The 13,065-nt window shown below is 72.9% G+C and carries 17 protein-coding genes; 4 read left to right on the forward strand and 13 right to left on the reverse strand.

Features of this window, described 5'->3' with window-relative positions; all coding sequences use genetic code 11:
• Positions 1-42: 42 nt before the first annotated feature.
• Positions 43-660 carry a prolyl oligopeptidase family serine peptidase gene (locus tag J2X60_RS03780; RefSeq protein WP_309886555.1) on the reverse strand — a complete coding sequence of 206 codons (618 nt, stop codon included), beginning with the start codon at positions 658-660 and terminating at the stop codon, positions 43-45.
• An 85-nt stretch (positions 661-745) separates the two neighbouring features.
• Between J2X60_RS03780 and J2X60_RS03785 the strand changes: the two genes are divergently transcribed.
• On the forward strand, positions 746-1,288 hold the full coding sequence (locus J2X60_RS03785) for an NUDIX hydrolase family protein (RefSeq protein ID WP_070417646.1): 543 nt from the start codon (positions 746-748) through the stop codon (positions 1,286-1,288).
• A gap of 80 nt (positions 1,289-1,368) precedes the next feature.
• On the opposite strand, the gene J2X60_RS03790 is transcribed toward J2X60_RS03785, so the two are convergent.
• Together J2X60_RS03790 and J2X60_RS03795 are read right to left on the reverse strand one after the other, a co-directional pair.
• On the reverse strand, positions 1,369-1,572 hold the full coding sequence (locus tag J2X60_RS03790; protein WP_070417647.1) for a CsbD family protein: 204 nt from the start codon (positions 1,570-1,572) through the stop codon (positions 1,369-1,371).
• 121 nt (positions 1,573-1,693) lie between these two features.
• Positions 1,694-3,301, reverse strand: coding sequence for a DEAD/DEAH box helicase (locus J2X60_RS03795; RefSeq protein WP_309886556.1), 1,608 nt, complete (start codon positions 3,299-3,301; stop codon positions 1,694-1,696).
• A 273-nt stretch (positions 3,302-3,574) separates the two neighbouring features.
• On the opposite strand from J2X60_RS03795, the gene J2X60_RS03800 reads away from it, so the two are divergent.
• On the forward strand, positions 3,575-4,399 hold the full coding sequence (locus tag J2X60_RS03800; RefSeq protein ID WP_309886557.1) for an endo alpha-1,4 polygalactosaminidase: 825 nt from the start codon (positions 3,575-3,577) through the stop codon (positions 4,397-4,399).
• Positions 4,400-4,418: 19 nt separating this feature from the next.
• Here J2X60_RS03800 and J2X60_RS03805 read toward each other — a convergent pair whose 3' ends face one another.
• The 4 genes from J2X60_RS03805 to J2X60_RS03820 form a co-directional block, all read right to left on the reverse strand.
• Positions 4,419-4,778, reverse strand: a complete 360-nt coding sequence (locus J2X60_RS03805) for a GntR family transcriptional regulator (protein ID WP_071295229.1) — start codon at positions 4,776-4,778, stop codon at positions 4,419-4,421.
• A 10-nt stretch (positions 4,779-4,788) separates the two neighbouring features.
• Positions 4,789-5,358 carry a DUF1684 domain-containing protein gene (locus J2X60_RS03810; RefSeq protein ID WP_309780394.1) on the reverse strand — a complete coding sequence of 190 codons (570 nt, stop codon included), beginning with the start codon at positions 5,356-5,358 and terminating at the stop codon, positions 4,789-4,791.
• Positions 5,359-5,476: 118 nt separating this feature from the next.
• On the reverse strand, positions 5,477-5,968 hold the full coding sequence (locus J2X60_RS03815; RefSeq protein WP_070417649.1) for a hypothetical protein: 492 nt from the start codon (positions 5,966-5,968) through the stop codon (positions 5,477-5,479).
• Positions 5,969-6,038: 70 nt separating this feature from the next.
• The gene (locus J2X60_RS03820; RefSeq protein ID WP_070417650.1) at positions 6,039-6,671 is read right to left on the reverse strand and encodes a GNAT family N-acetyltransferase; all 633 of its coding nucleotides are present in this window, start codon (positions 6,669-6,671) and stop codon (positions 6,039-6,041) included.
• Between the two features lie 96 nt (positions 6,672-6,767).
• Here J2X60_RS03820 and J2X60_RS03825 point away from each other — a divergent pair, with 96 nt between their 5' ends.
• Together J2X60_RS03825 and J2X60_RS03830 are read left to right on the forward strand one after the other, a co-directional pair.
• On the forward strand, positions 6,768-7,376 hold the full coding sequence (locus J2X60_RS03825) for a 2-phosphosulfolactate phosphatase (protein ID WP_309886558.1): 609 nt from the start codon (positions 6,768-6,770) through the stop codon (positions 7,374-7,376).
• Between the two features lie 54 nt (positions 7,377-7,430).
• On the forward strand, positions 7,431-7,733 hold the full coding sequence (locus J2X60_RS03830; RefSeq protein ID WP_070417652.1) for a DUF427 domain-containing protein: 303 nt from the start codon (positions 7,431-7,433) through the stop codon (positions 7,731-7,733).
• Here J2X60_RS03830 and J2X60_RS03835 read toward each other — a convergent pair.
• The 6 genes from J2X60_RS03835 to J2X60_RS03860 form a co-directional block, all read right to left on the reverse strand.
• On the reverse strand, positions 7,730-8,980 hold the full coding sequence (locus tag J2X60_RS03835) for an Nramp family divalent metal transporter (protein WP_229085561.1): 1,251 nt from the start codon (positions 8,978-8,980) through the stop codon (positions 7,730-7,732). The two genes, J2X60_RS03830 and J2X60_RS03835, sit on opposite strands and share 4 nt — an antisense overlap.
• A 105-nt stretch (positions 8,981-9,085) precedes the next feature.
• A complete protein-coding gene (locus J2X60_RS03840; RefSeq protein WP_309886559.1) occupies positions 9,086-9,781 on the reverse strand; it encodes a CGNR zinc finger domain-containing protein in 696 nt (231 codons plus the stop codon).
• Positions 9,782-9,828: 47 nt separating this feature from the next.
• Entirely contained in the window at positions 9,829-10,305 is a 477-nt protein-coding gene (locus tag J2X60_RS03845) for a SprT-like domain-containing protein (protein ID WP_309777405.1), read from the reverse strand.
• Entirely contained in the window at positions 10,302-11,144 is an 843-nt protein-coding gene (locus J2X60_RS03850; protein ID WP_309886560.1) for a hypothetical protein, read from the reverse strand. Before J2X60_RS03850 ends, J2X60_RS03845 begins: the two co-directional genes overlap by 4 nt.
• Positions 11,145-11,279: 135 nt before the next feature.
• On the reverse strand, positions 11,280-12,056 hold the full coding sequence (locus J2X60_RS03855; RefSeq protein WP_309886561.1) for a hypothetical protein: 777 nt from the start codon (positions 12,054-12,056) through the stop codon (positions 11,280-11,282).
• Positions 12,057-12,182: 126 nt separating this feature from the next.
• Positions 12,183-13,025, reverse strand: coding sequence for a spermidine synthase (locus J2X60_RS03860; protein WP_070417657.1), 843 nt, complete (start codon positions 13,023-13,025; stop codon positions 12,183-12,185).
• Between the last annotated feature and the right edge of the window lie 40 nt (positions 13,026-13,065).

A 13,065-nucleotide genomic window follows, 5' to 3' on the forward strand; every position in this document is an offset into this window, starting at 1 on the left:
ATTTCTGCTCACCAAGCGCGCCGCGGGACGCGCCGAGCGCGCCTACGCGCCGACGAACGCGGCCACGTCCGCCAGCTCCGCTGCGGACACCGCGTGGGGCAGGCCCTCGTACGTGCGATCCGTCACGGTGGTGTTCGTCGCCGCCCACGCCTGCGTCCGGGCGGTGGCCTCGCCGGGGATCACCGGGTCGAGGTCGCCGTGCCCGAGGAACACCCGGGGCCGGACGGCGGCGACTGCTTCGTCACGCGAGTCCGTCACGCCCGGCACGACGAACCCGGACAGCGACACCGCGAACGCGAACGCAGCGGGCCGTGCCCGGAGCAGTTGCAGCGCCATCGACCCGCCCTGCGAGAACCCGAGCAGTCCGATCCGCGGGTGATCGGCCGCGACCGAGTCGATCCACTCGAAGACTCCGGCGACGGACTCGTCGACGGGCCCGAGCGCCGGGGAGCCCGGCGTCCCGAGCGGGTACCAGCTGTACCCCTGCCCGAACGGCATCGGCGCACGCAACGACGCCATGGTCCACGACGACGGCAGCGCCGGGGCGAGTCCGAGCAGGTCGCGCTCGTTCGACCCCACCCCGTGCATCGTCACGAGCAGCGGCGTCCCCGCACGCTCGGAGGGGCTCCGGGTCCACTGCACGGCATCGCGATCGATCATGTGGACGACAGTAGTTGACGCATCAACCATCCCCAACCCCCGCGCCTTCCGCCGAACTCGCCGCGGTGACTGGTAGACACGGTGCATGGCCTCGCTGCGCACCCCCGACCCCGACTCCGGCTGGCTGTCCGACGAGGAGCTCGCGAACGTCCGCCGTCGACTGCCGATCTGCTACGTCGAGGCGGTGCCCGTCCGCACCGACGGCCTCGGCGTCGTCACCGAGGTGGGCGTGCTGCTGCGCGTCGCCCCGAGCGGTTCCATCGCCCGCACGCTCGTCTCCGGGCGCGTGATGTTCGGCGAGTCGATCCGGACCGCACTGTTCCGGCACCTCGAGAAGGACCTCGGGCCGATGGCGTTCCCGCAGCTGCCGTCGAGCCCCACCCCGTTCACCGTGGCCGAGTACTTCCCGCTGCCCGGCGCGTCCGTCTACACGGACGAACGGCAGCACGCGATCTCCCTCGCGTACGTCGTCCCCGTGACCGGCACGTGCGAGCCCCGGCAGGACGCCCTCGAGCTGACCTGGATGAGCCCGATGGAGGCGGCCTCCGACGCCGTCGCCGACGAGATGGAGGGCGGTCGCGGAGCGCTCCTCCGCGCCGGACTCGCATCGGTCGGCGCCCTCATGTAGCGGCCGACGCCACCCGCACACGACGAAGCCCCCGGATCCGAATCGGACCCGGGGGCTTCGCAGCGCGGTACTGGACCGGCTTACTTGTTGTCGTTCTTGAGGCTGTCGGCCACGCCTGAAGCGGCGTCCTTGACGTTCGTACCTGCCTGCTTGGTGTCGGCCTTGACCTGATCGGTCTTGCCTTCAGCCTTGAGGCGGTCGTTGTCCGTCACGTTCCCGACGGCTTCCTTGGCCTTGCCAGCTGCCTTCGCAGCGGCGTTCTTGACGTCTTCGATCCCAGCCATAGGCTCTCCTTCCGACAGCGGACAGTTCCCCGTCAGCCGCTCGCGCGGCATCCGGTGAAGGAGAACCTACGCCCGTGGAGTGCGTCCGTGCTCAGGCGGCGTGGAGGTTGAGATCGAGAGGTCAGCGCGCGGAACCGGCGGGACGGGAGGCGCGGCGCGAGCCACCACGACGGTTGCCGCCCGACTCGGTGCCGGACCCACGACCGGCGGCGTAGCCGCCCTCCGAGGACCAGACCGGAGCGGACCCGCCACGGACGGTGTCGCTCGACGCGCGACGGCTGCCACCACTGCGGCGACCGCCGGACGCGGCACCCGAGCGCTGCCCACCGGCGGATCCGGTCGACGCGCCGGCGCCGGCCTCGGCGGGACGACCGCCGCGACGCCCTGCACCGGACGACCCGGAAGCCGAGCCGGTGCGCGCGGGCTGCGCCGCGCCTCCGGGACGACCGCCGCGACCACGGCGACGGCCGCCGCCCGCGTTGTCGGACTCGGTGGTGCGCGGCTTGGGCTGGCGCTGCTGCTGTGCCGGCTGCTCCGGGGCGACGTGGCGGACCGGAGCGATCTCGCCGACCAGCTCCGTGACGGCGGGGGAGTTCGCCGTGACCTGCTGCGGAGTGACCTTGATCGCGGCCGCACGCATCATCTGCGCGACGTCGCGACGCTCGGCGGGCATCGTCACGGTGACGACGTCGCCGGACGAACCGGCGCGGGCGGTGCGGCCCGAGCGGTGCAGGTACGCCTTGTGCTCGGTCGGCGGGTCGACGTGGACGACGAGCTCGACGTGGTCGACGTGCACACCGCGGGCGGCGACGTCGGTGGCGACGAGCACGAGGGCCTCGCCGGAGGAGAACTTCGCGAGGTTCCGCTCACGGGCACCCTGCGACAGGTTGCCCTGCAGGTCGACGGCCGGGATGCCCTGGCTGCTGAGCTGCTTGGCGAGGCGCTTGGCGTGGTGCTTCGTGCGCATGAAGAGGATGCGACGACCGGTGCCGCTCGCGAGCGTCCGGACGAGGTCCTTCTTCGCATCGGCGTCGGCGACCTCGAACAGGTGGTGGGTCATCGCCTCGACGGGGCTGTTCGCCTCGTCGACCGAGTGCATGACCGGGTTGTGCAGGAACTTCTTGACGAGCTTGTCCACGCCGTTGTCGAGCGTGGCGGAGAACAGCAGACGCTGCCCCTGCTCGGGCGTGGCTTGCATGATCTTGGTCACACCGGGCAGGAAGCCCATGTCGGCCATGTGGTCGGCCTCGTCGAGGACGGTCACCTCGATGTCACCGAGGTTGACGTGGCCCTGCTGCATGAGGTCGGCGAGACGGCCGGGGCACGCCACGACGACGTCCACGCCACCGCGCAGGGCGTCGACCTGGCGACCCTGCCCGACGCCGCCGAAGACGGTCGTGGTGTTCAGGCCCATGGCCTTGGCGAGCGGGGCGAGGGCGACGTCGATCTGGGTCGCGAGCTCACGGGTGGGGGCGAGCACCAGGGCACGGGGCCGGCCGGCGCGGCGCTTGCGGCCACTGGCGGCGAGGCGGGCGACGAGCGGGATCGCGAACGCGATCGTCTTGCCGGAGCCGGTGCGGCCACGGCCGAGGACGTCCTTGCCCTGCAGGGAGTCGGGGAGCGTGTCCTCCTGGATGGGGAACGCGGTCTCCTTGCCCTGGTCGGCGAGGACGGCGACCATCGGCGCGGGGACGCCGAGGTCGGAGAAACGGATGTCTTCGTTGGTCATGGTGACCTTTCCAACCGGAGTGCTCCGGCTGTGGTCGCGCTTGCGAGGCAGCGCGCGGGCGGGATGCGCGCCAACGGGTGTGGCTGGCGCAGTCGCCGCAGCAGAGAAGCCTGGCACCTTCGGGAGGTGCTCGATCATCGGTCCGTGGACCGGGAGTTCGGGGGCGTCCGTACGACGCACGAGGCGATCGGCGCCTCGAGTACGTCCAGCATAGCGTGCGCGGGTCGGATCCCCCAGGCCGAGGTGTCCGCCGGCTCGTGCGAGGATGCACCGGTGCGCACCAGAACCGTCCTGCTGACCGTCGCGACGGCCCTCGTCGCCGTCCTGGGCACGGCGTCCTGCGCCGCCGCGGCGCCCGCCGCGTCGTACCGGAACCTGCCCACCTCGGGTGTCCCCGACTACCAGTTGGGCGGCTCGTACACGCCGCCGGCAGGTGTCACGATCGTCGAGCGCGACAGCACCGCACGACCGGCGACGGGGAAGTACTCGATCTGCTACGTCAACGGCTTCCAGACCCAGCCGGAGGACGCCGCGATGTGGAAGCGCGACCACCCGACGGCGATCCTCCGCGACCGATCGGGCCAGCCGGTGTCCGACCCGGGCTGGCCGGACGAGATGTTGCTCGACACGACGACCGCTGCGAAGCGCGCGACGATCGTACGGGTCCTGACGAAGTCCGTCGCCCGGTGCGCCGATCGCGGGTTCGACGCCGTCGAGTTCGACAACCTCGACTCGTGGACGCGCTCGAAGGGGAAGCTGACGCGGTCCGGGAACCTCGCACTCGCCGCCGCGCTCGTCCGTCTCGGGCACGGCGAGGGGCTCGCGGTCGGGCAGAAGAACACGCCGCAGCTCGGGGCGTCCGGGCGGAAGCAGACCGGCTTCGACTTCGTGGTCGCCGAGGAGTGCTTCGTCTACCAGGAGTGCGGCGAGTACACGAAGGCGTACGGCAAGCGGGTCATCGACGTCGAGTACTCGGACAACAGCGAGCAGCCGTGGTCTTCGGTGTGTGCCTCGGCGAAGCGGCCGGCGATGACGATCCTGCGCGACCGGGACCTCGTGACGCCGTCGAGCGACGACTACGTGTTCGAGCGCTGCTGACGCAGCGCCCGCGCCCGCGTCAGGCGGGCCAGGCGTCCCGCAGCGCGGCAGCTGCCTGGTCGGCGGACAGCCCCGCGGCCCGTGCGGCGGCAGCGAGGGCACGGGCGGCATCGGTCACCGACGACGGCACCTCGGCCGGTCGGATCACCCGCGTACCGGCGCCGCGTGCGGTCTGCACGAGCCCGGCCTCTTCCAGCAACTGGTACGCCCGCGCCACGGTCCCGGCGGCGAGCCCGAGTTCATCCGCGAGTCCACGGACGCTCGGCAGTCGTTCACCGTCCACGAGGTACCCGGCGCTGATCTGCGCGGCGATCTGGGACCGGACCTGCTCGAACGGCGGGATGCGCCCTCCGGCGTCGATCGCGACGAGACCCGACATGTGCTCCACCCTAGAAGTCGTACTGCTCGCCGACGGGGATCGGGACGGCGACGGTGTTGCCCGGAGGCGCGAGCGGGCACGCCCACGCCGGGTCGTACGCGCACGACGGGTTGTAGGCGAAGTTGAAGTCGAGGACGAGCTCGCCGTCGTCGCCCCCGAGGTCCGCGCCCTTGATCGTGTCGACGAGGTAACGTCCGCCGCCGTAGGTCCCGCGGGCCTTGCCGGCGCTGGAGTCCTTGACCGGGATGAACACGCCGCCCGCGTAGCCGCCGTGCGACCACACGTCGAGGGAACCGATGCCGGCCAGGGTCACGACGCCGAGCCGGTCGAAGTGCACGATGCCGTCGGTACCCGTCTCGACGTCCATCGCGAGGGGCTCCGCCGGCTCGATCCGGGCACGGAAGCGCCACGACGGGTCGTAGTCCGGGACGGGCAGGGACTCGAAGTCGCGGGCGTCCTCGTCGAGGAGCGGGCTGGCCGGGTGCTCGCCGAACATCGCGTCACGGGTCTCGCGCCACAGTGCGTGGGCGGTCTCCGGGTCGGTCGTCGCCCGCACCCGTCGGTACAGGTCGAAGGTCATCCGCCGCCAGTCCACGGTGGCGAGCGTGCTGTGCACGCGGTCGTCGGTTGCCGGCTCATGCGTCTGGCTCACGGTACGAGCGTACGCCCTGCCTGGAGGAACGGCGCGGGTCCGGCGGTCAGGCCGCGGCTCGTCGGGCGCGCCGCCAACCGGGCGCGAGGGCGCGCATCCGCAGCGCGCGCCACTGCCAGATCACCCACATCCCCGGCCAGAGCAGGACTCCGAGCACCGCGGGCCGCATCCGGTACGAGAGCCGGTCGACGAGGAGCGTCCGACCGTCCCCGAGGTCGACGGTCGCCATCCGGTGCTGCATCGACATCCGTCCGAACAGCCCGCTCGTGCCACCGCCGTTGTCGCGTTGCACGGGCACACCGCGCACCTCGTACAGGTCGAGGTCGACGTGCGTGTCGCCGCTCGGGACCACGCCGAAGGCGCTCGCGGTGATCGGGTGCGGCTCGCCCGGCACCCAGCGCACCGGGAACCCCTGCGGATCGCGCGACCGGTAGACCAGGAACGGCTTCGTCACGGCGACCATCACCGCCGGGGACAGCAGCGCGTCACGCACGGCCTCGACCGGTGCGTCGAGGGTGATCCGGATGCCCACGTGCATGCCGCGAACGCTACTCGGACCCGGTGGACGAGCGGCGGGCCCGGCGGCAGGCGTGCCGGACGGCACCGCGTCAGGCGTGACGGGCGGCTCGGCGTCGAGCACCCTCGGCGCGGTCGTGCCGACGGAGCCGTTCGGCGAGGGACAACCGGACGGTCGGCCACTCCGACGCGATGACGGAGAACACCACGGTGTCCCGCAGCGTGCCGTCACGGCCGATCGAGTGGTTCCGGAGCACCCCGTCCTGCTTCGCACCGAGTGCCGCGATGGCCGTGCGGGACTGGAGGTTGTGCCAGTGGGTCCGGAACTCGACCGCGATGCACTGCCAGACGTCGAACGCGTGCGAGAGCATGAGCAGCTTCGCCTCGGTGTTGATGCCCGTGCGCTGCGTCGACCGCGACAGGAACGTCGCACCGATCTCGACCCGGCGGTTGCCCGTGTCGGGGTTGAGGAACGTCGTCGACCCCACGACCCGGCCGGTCGGGCGGTCGCGCACCGCGAACGGCACCATCCGTCCCGCTGCCTGCTCGGCGAGCCGCCGGTCGATCTCGTCGTCGACCTGCGCCGGGGCGGGGATCGAGGTGTACCAGGTGCGCCACAGATCGCCGTCCGCGACCGCCGCCCGCAGGTCGTCCGCGTGCTCGGAGCCGAGGGGCTCGAGCGTCACGCGGTCGCCGGTCAGAGTGGGTGCGGGGGCGATCTCCATGGCAACAGATCCTACGGTCGCCGACCCTGACGAACCCCGGACGGCGGAGCACCTGTGGAAAGGATCAGGGACCCGCCGACGGCTATCGTGTCGCAGGTGGCAGCACGCACGCAGGAGAAGTACCAGGTCCGCTTCGCATGGGGGACCGGCGGCGCCGCGCGGATCGCTCCGGGGACGCACCTGGTCGTCTGGGTCGACGTCCTCCCGGCGTCCGCGGCGCACGACGGACCCGCCCGCCGACGGGCGCTCCGCGCGGTCGCCGCGCAGGTGCCGGACGGTCCGGAGGTCGTGCTCGGCCACCTCGGCAACGCGACGGCGGTCGCGGAACGCGTGACGCGCCTCCAGGCCGAACGCGGTGACCGCTGCGTCGTCGCGATCGTCGCCGCCGGACGCCACCACGCACCCGGTGACGACGCCGCGGAAGCGGCGGGCGAGGCCGCGGACGTGCCGGACGCGCCGGACTTCGCGGTCGAGGACCTGCTCGCGGCCGGAGCCGTCGTCGACGCGCTCGCCGAGGTCGGGATCGACCACACCTCGCCCGAGGCGGCGGCCGCCTGTGCCGCGTACACGGGACTGCGGCGGGCGGTGAAGCACCTGGTCAGCGCTTCCGAGGCGGCCGCGGCGCTCGCACCGGCCGACGTGCACGCGGCGCTCGCGGTGGACGGCCAGCTGGAGACCCTGCGGGAATCGAGTTCGCGCGCGTAGCGTTCGACCTCCACATCCGGTACCCCGCCGGAACGCAGAGCGAAGGAGCGTGCCGTGAAGGCAGTCGTCGGAGACACCGTGATCGCCGAGGCCCCGCAGGAGGACCTCATCCAGATCGAGGGCAACTGGTACTTCCCGCCGTCGAGCGTGAAGAGCGAGCTGTTCACCGAGAGCCCCACCCAGTACCACTGCCCGTGGAAGGGCGACACGCAGTACTACACGGTGAACGTCGACGGGCAGGCGCTGCAGGACAACGCCTGGTCGTACCCGACGCCCATCCCGTCGTCGTTCGACCGTGTCGGCAAGGACTACTCGGGCTACGTGGCGTTCTGGAAGGGCGTCCGCGTCGTCGACTAACCGGCCAGCGTCAGCACGATGAGCGCCACGTTGAGCGCGACGATCACCAACGCGATGACCCCCGCGACGACGCGGGTGGTCATCGCGTTGACGTCTGCACCCATCACGCTGCGGCGGGACGTGTAGACGACCAGCGGCACGATCGCGAAGGCGATCCCGAAGCTCAGCACGACCTGGCTCACCACGAGCAGCATCGTCGCGTCGGCGTTCACCGCGAGCAGGACGATGGCCGGCACGAGCGTGACCAGCCGTCGGGCCAGCAGCGGGATCCGCACGTGCAGCAGTCCCTTCATGATCTCGGCGCCGGCCATGCAGCCCACCGAGGTCGAGGCGAGTCCCGACGCCAGCAGCCCCACCGCGAACAGCACGCCCACGACGGGGCCGACGTGCTCGGCGATCGCCCGCTGCGCTCCGGGGATCGAGTCCGTGTCGGCGACCCCGGGCAGCGTCGCCGCCGCGAGGACGAGCATGCAGATGTTCACCCCGCCGGCCACCAGGAGCGCCAGTCCGACGTCCCAGCGCGTCGCGACGAGCACCCGACGACGCTCCGGGCCCGCCGGGACGTCGCCGTGCCGGTCGCGCGCCAGGGCGGAGTGCAGGTAGACCGCGTGCGGCATCACCGTCGCGCCGAGCATCGAGGCGGCGAGCATCACCGACTCGGACCCCTCGAACCGCGGGACGAGTCCGGAGACGAGCTCGCCCGGTGACACCTGCGCGAACAGCAGCCCGGCGCAGAACCCCACCGTGAGGATCGCGAGCATCGCCGTCACGACCGCCTCGAACGTCCGGGTGCCGCGGTGGCTCTGCAGGGTGAGGATCGCCATCGAGACCACGCCGGTGATCACCCCGCCGGCGACGAGCGGCAGCCCGAACAGCAGGTGCAGCGCGAGTGCGCCGCCGATGACCTCGGCGATGTCGGTCGCGGCGGCCACGACCTCGGCCTGCGCCCAGAACAGCAGTCGGGGAGTGCGCTTCATCCGCAGGCCGAGGTGCTCCGGCAGGGACTTGCCGGTGACGACGCCGAGCTTGGCGGAGAGGTACTGCACGACGACCGCGCTGGCGTTCGCGGCGACGAGGACCCAGAGCAGCAGGTAGCCGTACTTCGCGCCCGCGGTGAGGTTCGCGGCGACGTTGCCGGGGTCGACGTAGGCGATGGCGGCCACGAACGCGGGGCCGAGCAGGGTCAGGCCGGCCGCGCGCTTCCGAGGCGTGGTCGTCTCGGCAGGACGGGCAGCGGTGTCGGTCATGCAGACAGCATGCCAGAGGATTCGGCGCGCCGAATCCTTGTTTTCGTGTGGCACGCGAATCGGCCCGGGCCGGAGCCACGAGCAGGCCAGGAGGCGCGGGTCGGCTCAGACCGCCGCGCGTCGGGCCCGGTGCGCCCGCACCTTCGCCCGGTTGCCGCACCGCTGCATCGAGCACCACCGGCGTGTGCCCCCGCGCGACGAGTCGTAGAAGACGAGGCCGCAGTCGTCCGCCGAGCACCGGCTCAAGCGCGTCGGCTGTCCGTCCGCGGCGACGTCGTCGAAGCCGACCTCGGTGAACAGGGCCACGGCGTCCCGTGCGACGCTCGACAGCGCCTGGGCGAGCCGCACCCGGTTCGCGCCCGCACGACGACGACCACCGGGGAGGCTCGGCGGCACGTCCGGCAGCGCGGCGAACAGGTTGACCGTGTCGATGTCGTCCGGTGCCGGGCGCGTGCGACCCGTCCCGGCGCGGAGGCCGGCAGCCACCGCGGTCCGTTCCGCCGCGGTCGAGGCCGGACCCGGAGCCGCGGCGACGGCCAGCCGGGCGATCGCTGCACGGAGGGCCCGGGCGTCCTGCAGCTCGCGGGCGGTCGCGCCGACGTCGATCGGCTCGGTGTGGTCGCTCAGCCACTCGTCGAGGTCGGCCGGTGTCGCGAGCAGTTCGCCGAGCTGCGCTCGCGGACGTCGGCCGTCCGCGTCGTCGGCGAACCCGCCGGTGTGCGCGAAGTCGAGGGCGATCCGTCCGGCGTCGAAGAACCACGTGGAACCGGTGTCCGTGCGGATGTGCTGCCCCGTGTGCATCCGCCCAGGCTAACGGGTTACCGGCGCGCCTCCGCATGCGATCGGCATCATGCGGTAGCTCGGCTGGCCTCCGCCGCCCGGCGCTCCCACGCGATGACGTTCCGGGCGTCGAACCGGCGGGAGCACTTCGCGCACGCCAGCGGCCGGGTCGGGGTGCGGTAGCGGAAGTGCTCGTGCCCGGCCGGACAGGTGCCGATCCACGGTGCGAGTTCGCTCGCCACGGGGCCGTCGTACAGGCGCGAGCCCGTGTAGCCGAGTGCCTTCGCCGTCCGGCGCCACGTGGGTCCGTGGCCGGCGCGGGCCCCGGCCACCGCGTGCGCGATCTCGTGCAGGAGCACCTGGTCGACGTCGTCCTCGGAGAACCGCACGGCGAGGTGGCGGCTCACCGTGATGCGCTTGCGGGCGAAGTCGCACTGGCCCGCCCGGGTCTTCGCGTGGTCGAACCCGAACGACCAGCTGCCCGCCCCGAGGTGTGCCGTCATCAGGTGTTCGGCGCGGGACCGGACGGCCTCGAGCGTCGTCACCGTTCGTCGTCGCCGGGTTCGTCGCGCCCGGCCTGGCCCTTCTGCGCGGCACGTGCGGCGATGCGGCCCCAGAGTTCGTCCGCCTCGGTCCGGGCGGCGTCCGGCGCACCGAGGACCCGGCGGCGCACCGTCGGGGTCTGCTGCACGGGCTCCGGAGCGCGGGGTGCGGCCGGTTCGTCCTCGTCCGCACGGCGTGCGGCGACGTCGCGGGCGGTGCGCGGCTTGTCCTCGGCCGGGGGCTGCGCGACCGAGGCCCGGAGCGCTGCCTCGACCGCCGTGCGGAGCGCCTCGGTGCGCTCCGACGGCGCACCGGCCTGGCGGAACGCCTGGTACGCCCGGGACAGCGCGGCACGGGCCTCGTCGAAGCGGGAGAGTTCGAACAGCGACCAGCCCTCGAGCTCGGCCGCTGCGCCCTCGAGCTCCGGCCACTCCTCGGTCCGGGCGGTGTCCCGTGCCAGGGCCGACTCGGTCGCGGCACGCTCGTACCGCCCCAGGTCGTGCAGGACGTGGGCGCGACGGATCCGTGCGGAGACCTTGTCCGAGCGCTCCCCCGTGAACATCGTCAGGCGGAAGACCTCCTCGGCGATGACGAGCGACTCGTCGAGCCGACCGAGCAGGCGGAGGAGCTCGGCACGCTCCGCGAGCGCCTCGGTGCTGCGGCTCTGTCCGAGGTCGCGCAGCCGCTGCTGGACGGCGTCGGCGTCGACCGCGGGGCGCAGGCTGATCGGAGCGAAGGTGCTGCCGGGGCTCACGCCGGCCGTCACGGGCGCCGCATGACGCGGTTCCCGGGCGCGGTCGGTGCGGTCGGGCTGCTGGCGGTCGTCGGGCGGGAGGGACATCGGTTCGAGGGTAGCCGCGCCGCCCCGAGAGCGAGCGGTGCCACGCGCACGGGGGTCACGCTCGTGTCGACCGCGGGGACGAGGACGGCCCGCCGTGCGGGTGCACGACGGGCCGTCCGGGACGGTCTCCGGAGCTCAGCTGCCGCCGTTCACCACCGCCGCGGCCGCGACGCCGATGTAGGTGGCGAAGGTCGCGATCGTGGCGACGACCGCGAGGATGATCGCGAACACACCCCAGCCCCGGCCGCGCTTCGTGACGATCGCGACGATGCCCTGCACGAGCGCCCAGAGGCCGAGGAGCGCAGCGATCCCGGCGACGATCGCCCCGACCCCGAGCTGTGACACGACGTTGGGGTCGTTCATGAGCTGCTGCTGCAACTGGCTCTGGTCGGGCGTCGACCCGTCCGTCGGTACGACGCTCCGGAGGGCGTCGCTGCTCGCGAGCGCAGCCCCCATAAGCCAGCCACCGATGACGCCGACCACGAGCGACGCGAGCCCGAGGACGAACGCCACCACACCGACGGTCTTCTTCTTGGCCTTCGGCTCCTCGTAGCCCTGCCACGAGGGGGCACCGGCGCTCGCCGGAGCCGCCGCGTAGGGCTGCTGCCCGTACTGGGGCTGCCCGTGCTGCGGCTGCCCGTACTGGCCCTGCTGCTCGGCGTACTGGGTCGACCCGTACTGCGGGGTCTCGCCCTGCGGTGCCTGGTACTGCTGGGCCTGTTCGCCCCAGCGCGGCGCGTCGGCCTGCGGGGCCGGCTCGCCGTACTGCGGCGTGGAGGTGGGAGCGGGGTCGACCCGCTCGCCGTAGCGCGGCTCGTCGGCCGAGGGAGCGGGCTGCTGCGGCGCTCCGCCCCAGCTCGGCGCCTGGCCGTCGCCCGTCCGGTCCTCGTTGCTCCGGTCGTCGTTCGTCATCAGGGATCCCCTTGCTCGGTCGCGCACCTGCGCGGTCGTTCAGACCCATCCTGGCAGGCGGACCCTCCGCGTGCGCGGCTTCCGCCCGATCGCACGGCGACCGTCGGCCCGACCCGCGGTCGCGCGTCAGCCGCCGAAGACGCTCCGGTTCGGCTCCGGCGACGCCACCGCGGTCTGGTCGGTGACGATCGGCGCCCCGGCGATGAACGCCCGCAGCTCCGCCCCGTGCACGACCTTCGCCGGCATCGGGTCGGAGGAGTACCGACGAGGCATCTCCGCCACGGGCAGGTCCGTCGGCGACCCGAGCAGCACGATGTTCCCGAACCGCCGGCCCTTGAGCATCCCGGTGTCCGCGACGGCCGCCACCGACGGCAGCACCGCCTGCAGCGTCGACGCCTGCCCCCGGGCGAACGCGAGCCCGGCTCCGTCCGCCACGTTCACGGCCACGATGCCGGTGGGCGACAGGAACTCCGCGACCTCGCGGTAGAACTCGATGCTCGTCACGTGCGCGGGGATCTGCGAGCCGCCGAACACGTCCACCACGGCCAGGTCCACCGTGCCGCGCAGTCCGGCGGGGAGCTTGCCGAGGACCTCCCGGGCGTCGCCGTACCGCACCCGGATCGAGGCCCCGCGGGGGAAGGGCAGCGCGTCCCGCACGTGGTCGACCAGGTCCCGCTCCAGCTCGATGACCTGCTGCCGGGAGCCCGGCCGCGTGACCGCGACGTACCGGGGGAGCGTCAGGGCCCCGGCGCCGAGGTGCAGCGCCGTGACCGGGCCGTCCGGGAGCAGGTCGATGGCGTGCCCGATCCGCCGGATGTACTCGAACGCCAGGTGCGTCGGGTCCTCGAGGTCGACGTGCGACTGCGGCGTCCCGTCGACGACGAGCGTGAAGGACCCCGGGCGGTGCCGGTCCGGCTCGACCACCGCGTACCCCGCACCGATCCGGAACCCGTCGAACGCATCAGCCATGGCACCAATCGAACACCACCGCGATCACCACCCGCGTCCC

Source organism: Curtobacterium sp. 320, from assembly GCF_031455235.1.
Classification (GTDB): Bacteria; Actinomycetota; Actinomycetes; order Actinomycetales; family Microbacteriaceae; genus Curtobacterium.

What these genes read in the sequence shown, in the direction of transcription:
- J2X60_RS03820 (WP_070417650.1), bottom strand. Translation starts at nt 6,671, where the DNA reads ATGGAGATCGCCCCCGCACCCACTCTGACCGGCGACCGCGTGACGCTC.
- J2X60_RS03795 (WP_309886556.1), bottom strand. Translation starts at nt 3,301, where the DNA reads ATGACCAACGAAGACATCCGTTTCTCCGACCTCGGCGTCCCCGCGCCG.
- J2X60_RS03790 (WP_070417647.1), bottom strand. Translation starts at nt 1,572, where the DNA reads ATGGCTGGGATCGAAGACGTCAAGAACGCCGCTGCGAAGGCAGCTGGC.
- J2X60_RS03815 (WP_070417649.1), bottom strand. Translation starts at nt 5,968, where the DNA reads ATGCACGTGGGCATCCGGATCACCCTCGACGCACCGGTCGAGGCCGTG.
- J2X60_RS03850 (WP_309886560.1), bottom strand. Translation starts at nt 11,144, where the DNA reads ATGTCCCTCCCGCCCGACGACCGCCAGCAGCCCGACCGCACCGACCGC.
- J2X60_RS03835 (WP_229085561.1), bottom strand. Translation starts at nt 8,980, where the DNA reads ATGACCGACACCGCTGCCCGTCCTGCCGAGACGACCACGCCTCGGAAG.
- J2X60_RS03855 (WP_309886561.1), bottom strand. Translation starts at nt 12,056, where the DNA reads ATGACGAACGACGACCGGAGCAACGAGGACCGGACGGGCGACGGCCAG.
- J2X60_RS03810 (WP_309780394.1), bottom strand. Translation starts at nt 5,358, where the DNA reads ATGACCTTCGACCTGTACCGACGGGTGCGGGCGACGACCGACCCGGAG.
- J2X60_RS03785 (WP_070417646.1), top strand. Translation starts at nt 746, where the DNA reads ATGGCCTCGCTGCGCACCCCCGACCCCGACTCCGGCTGGCTGTCCGAC.
- J2X60_RS03840 (WP_309886559.1), bottom strand. Translation starts at nt 9,781, where the DNA reads ATGCACACGGGGCAGCACATCCGCACGGACACCGGTTCCACGTGGTTC.
- J2X60_RS03860 (WP_070417657.1), bottom strand. Translation starts at nt 13,025, where the DNA reads ATGGCTGATGCGTTCGACGGGTTCCGGATCGGTGCGGGGTACGCGGTG.
- J2X60_RS03805 (WP_071295229.1), bottom strand. Translation starts at nt 4,778, where the DNA reads ATGTCGGGTCTCGTCGCGATCGACGCCGGAGGGCGCATCCCGCCGTTC.
- J2X60_RS03780 (WP_309886555.1), bottom strand. Translation starts at nt 660, where the DNA reads ATGATCGATCGCGATGCCGTGCAGTGGACCCGGAGCCCCTCCGAGCGT.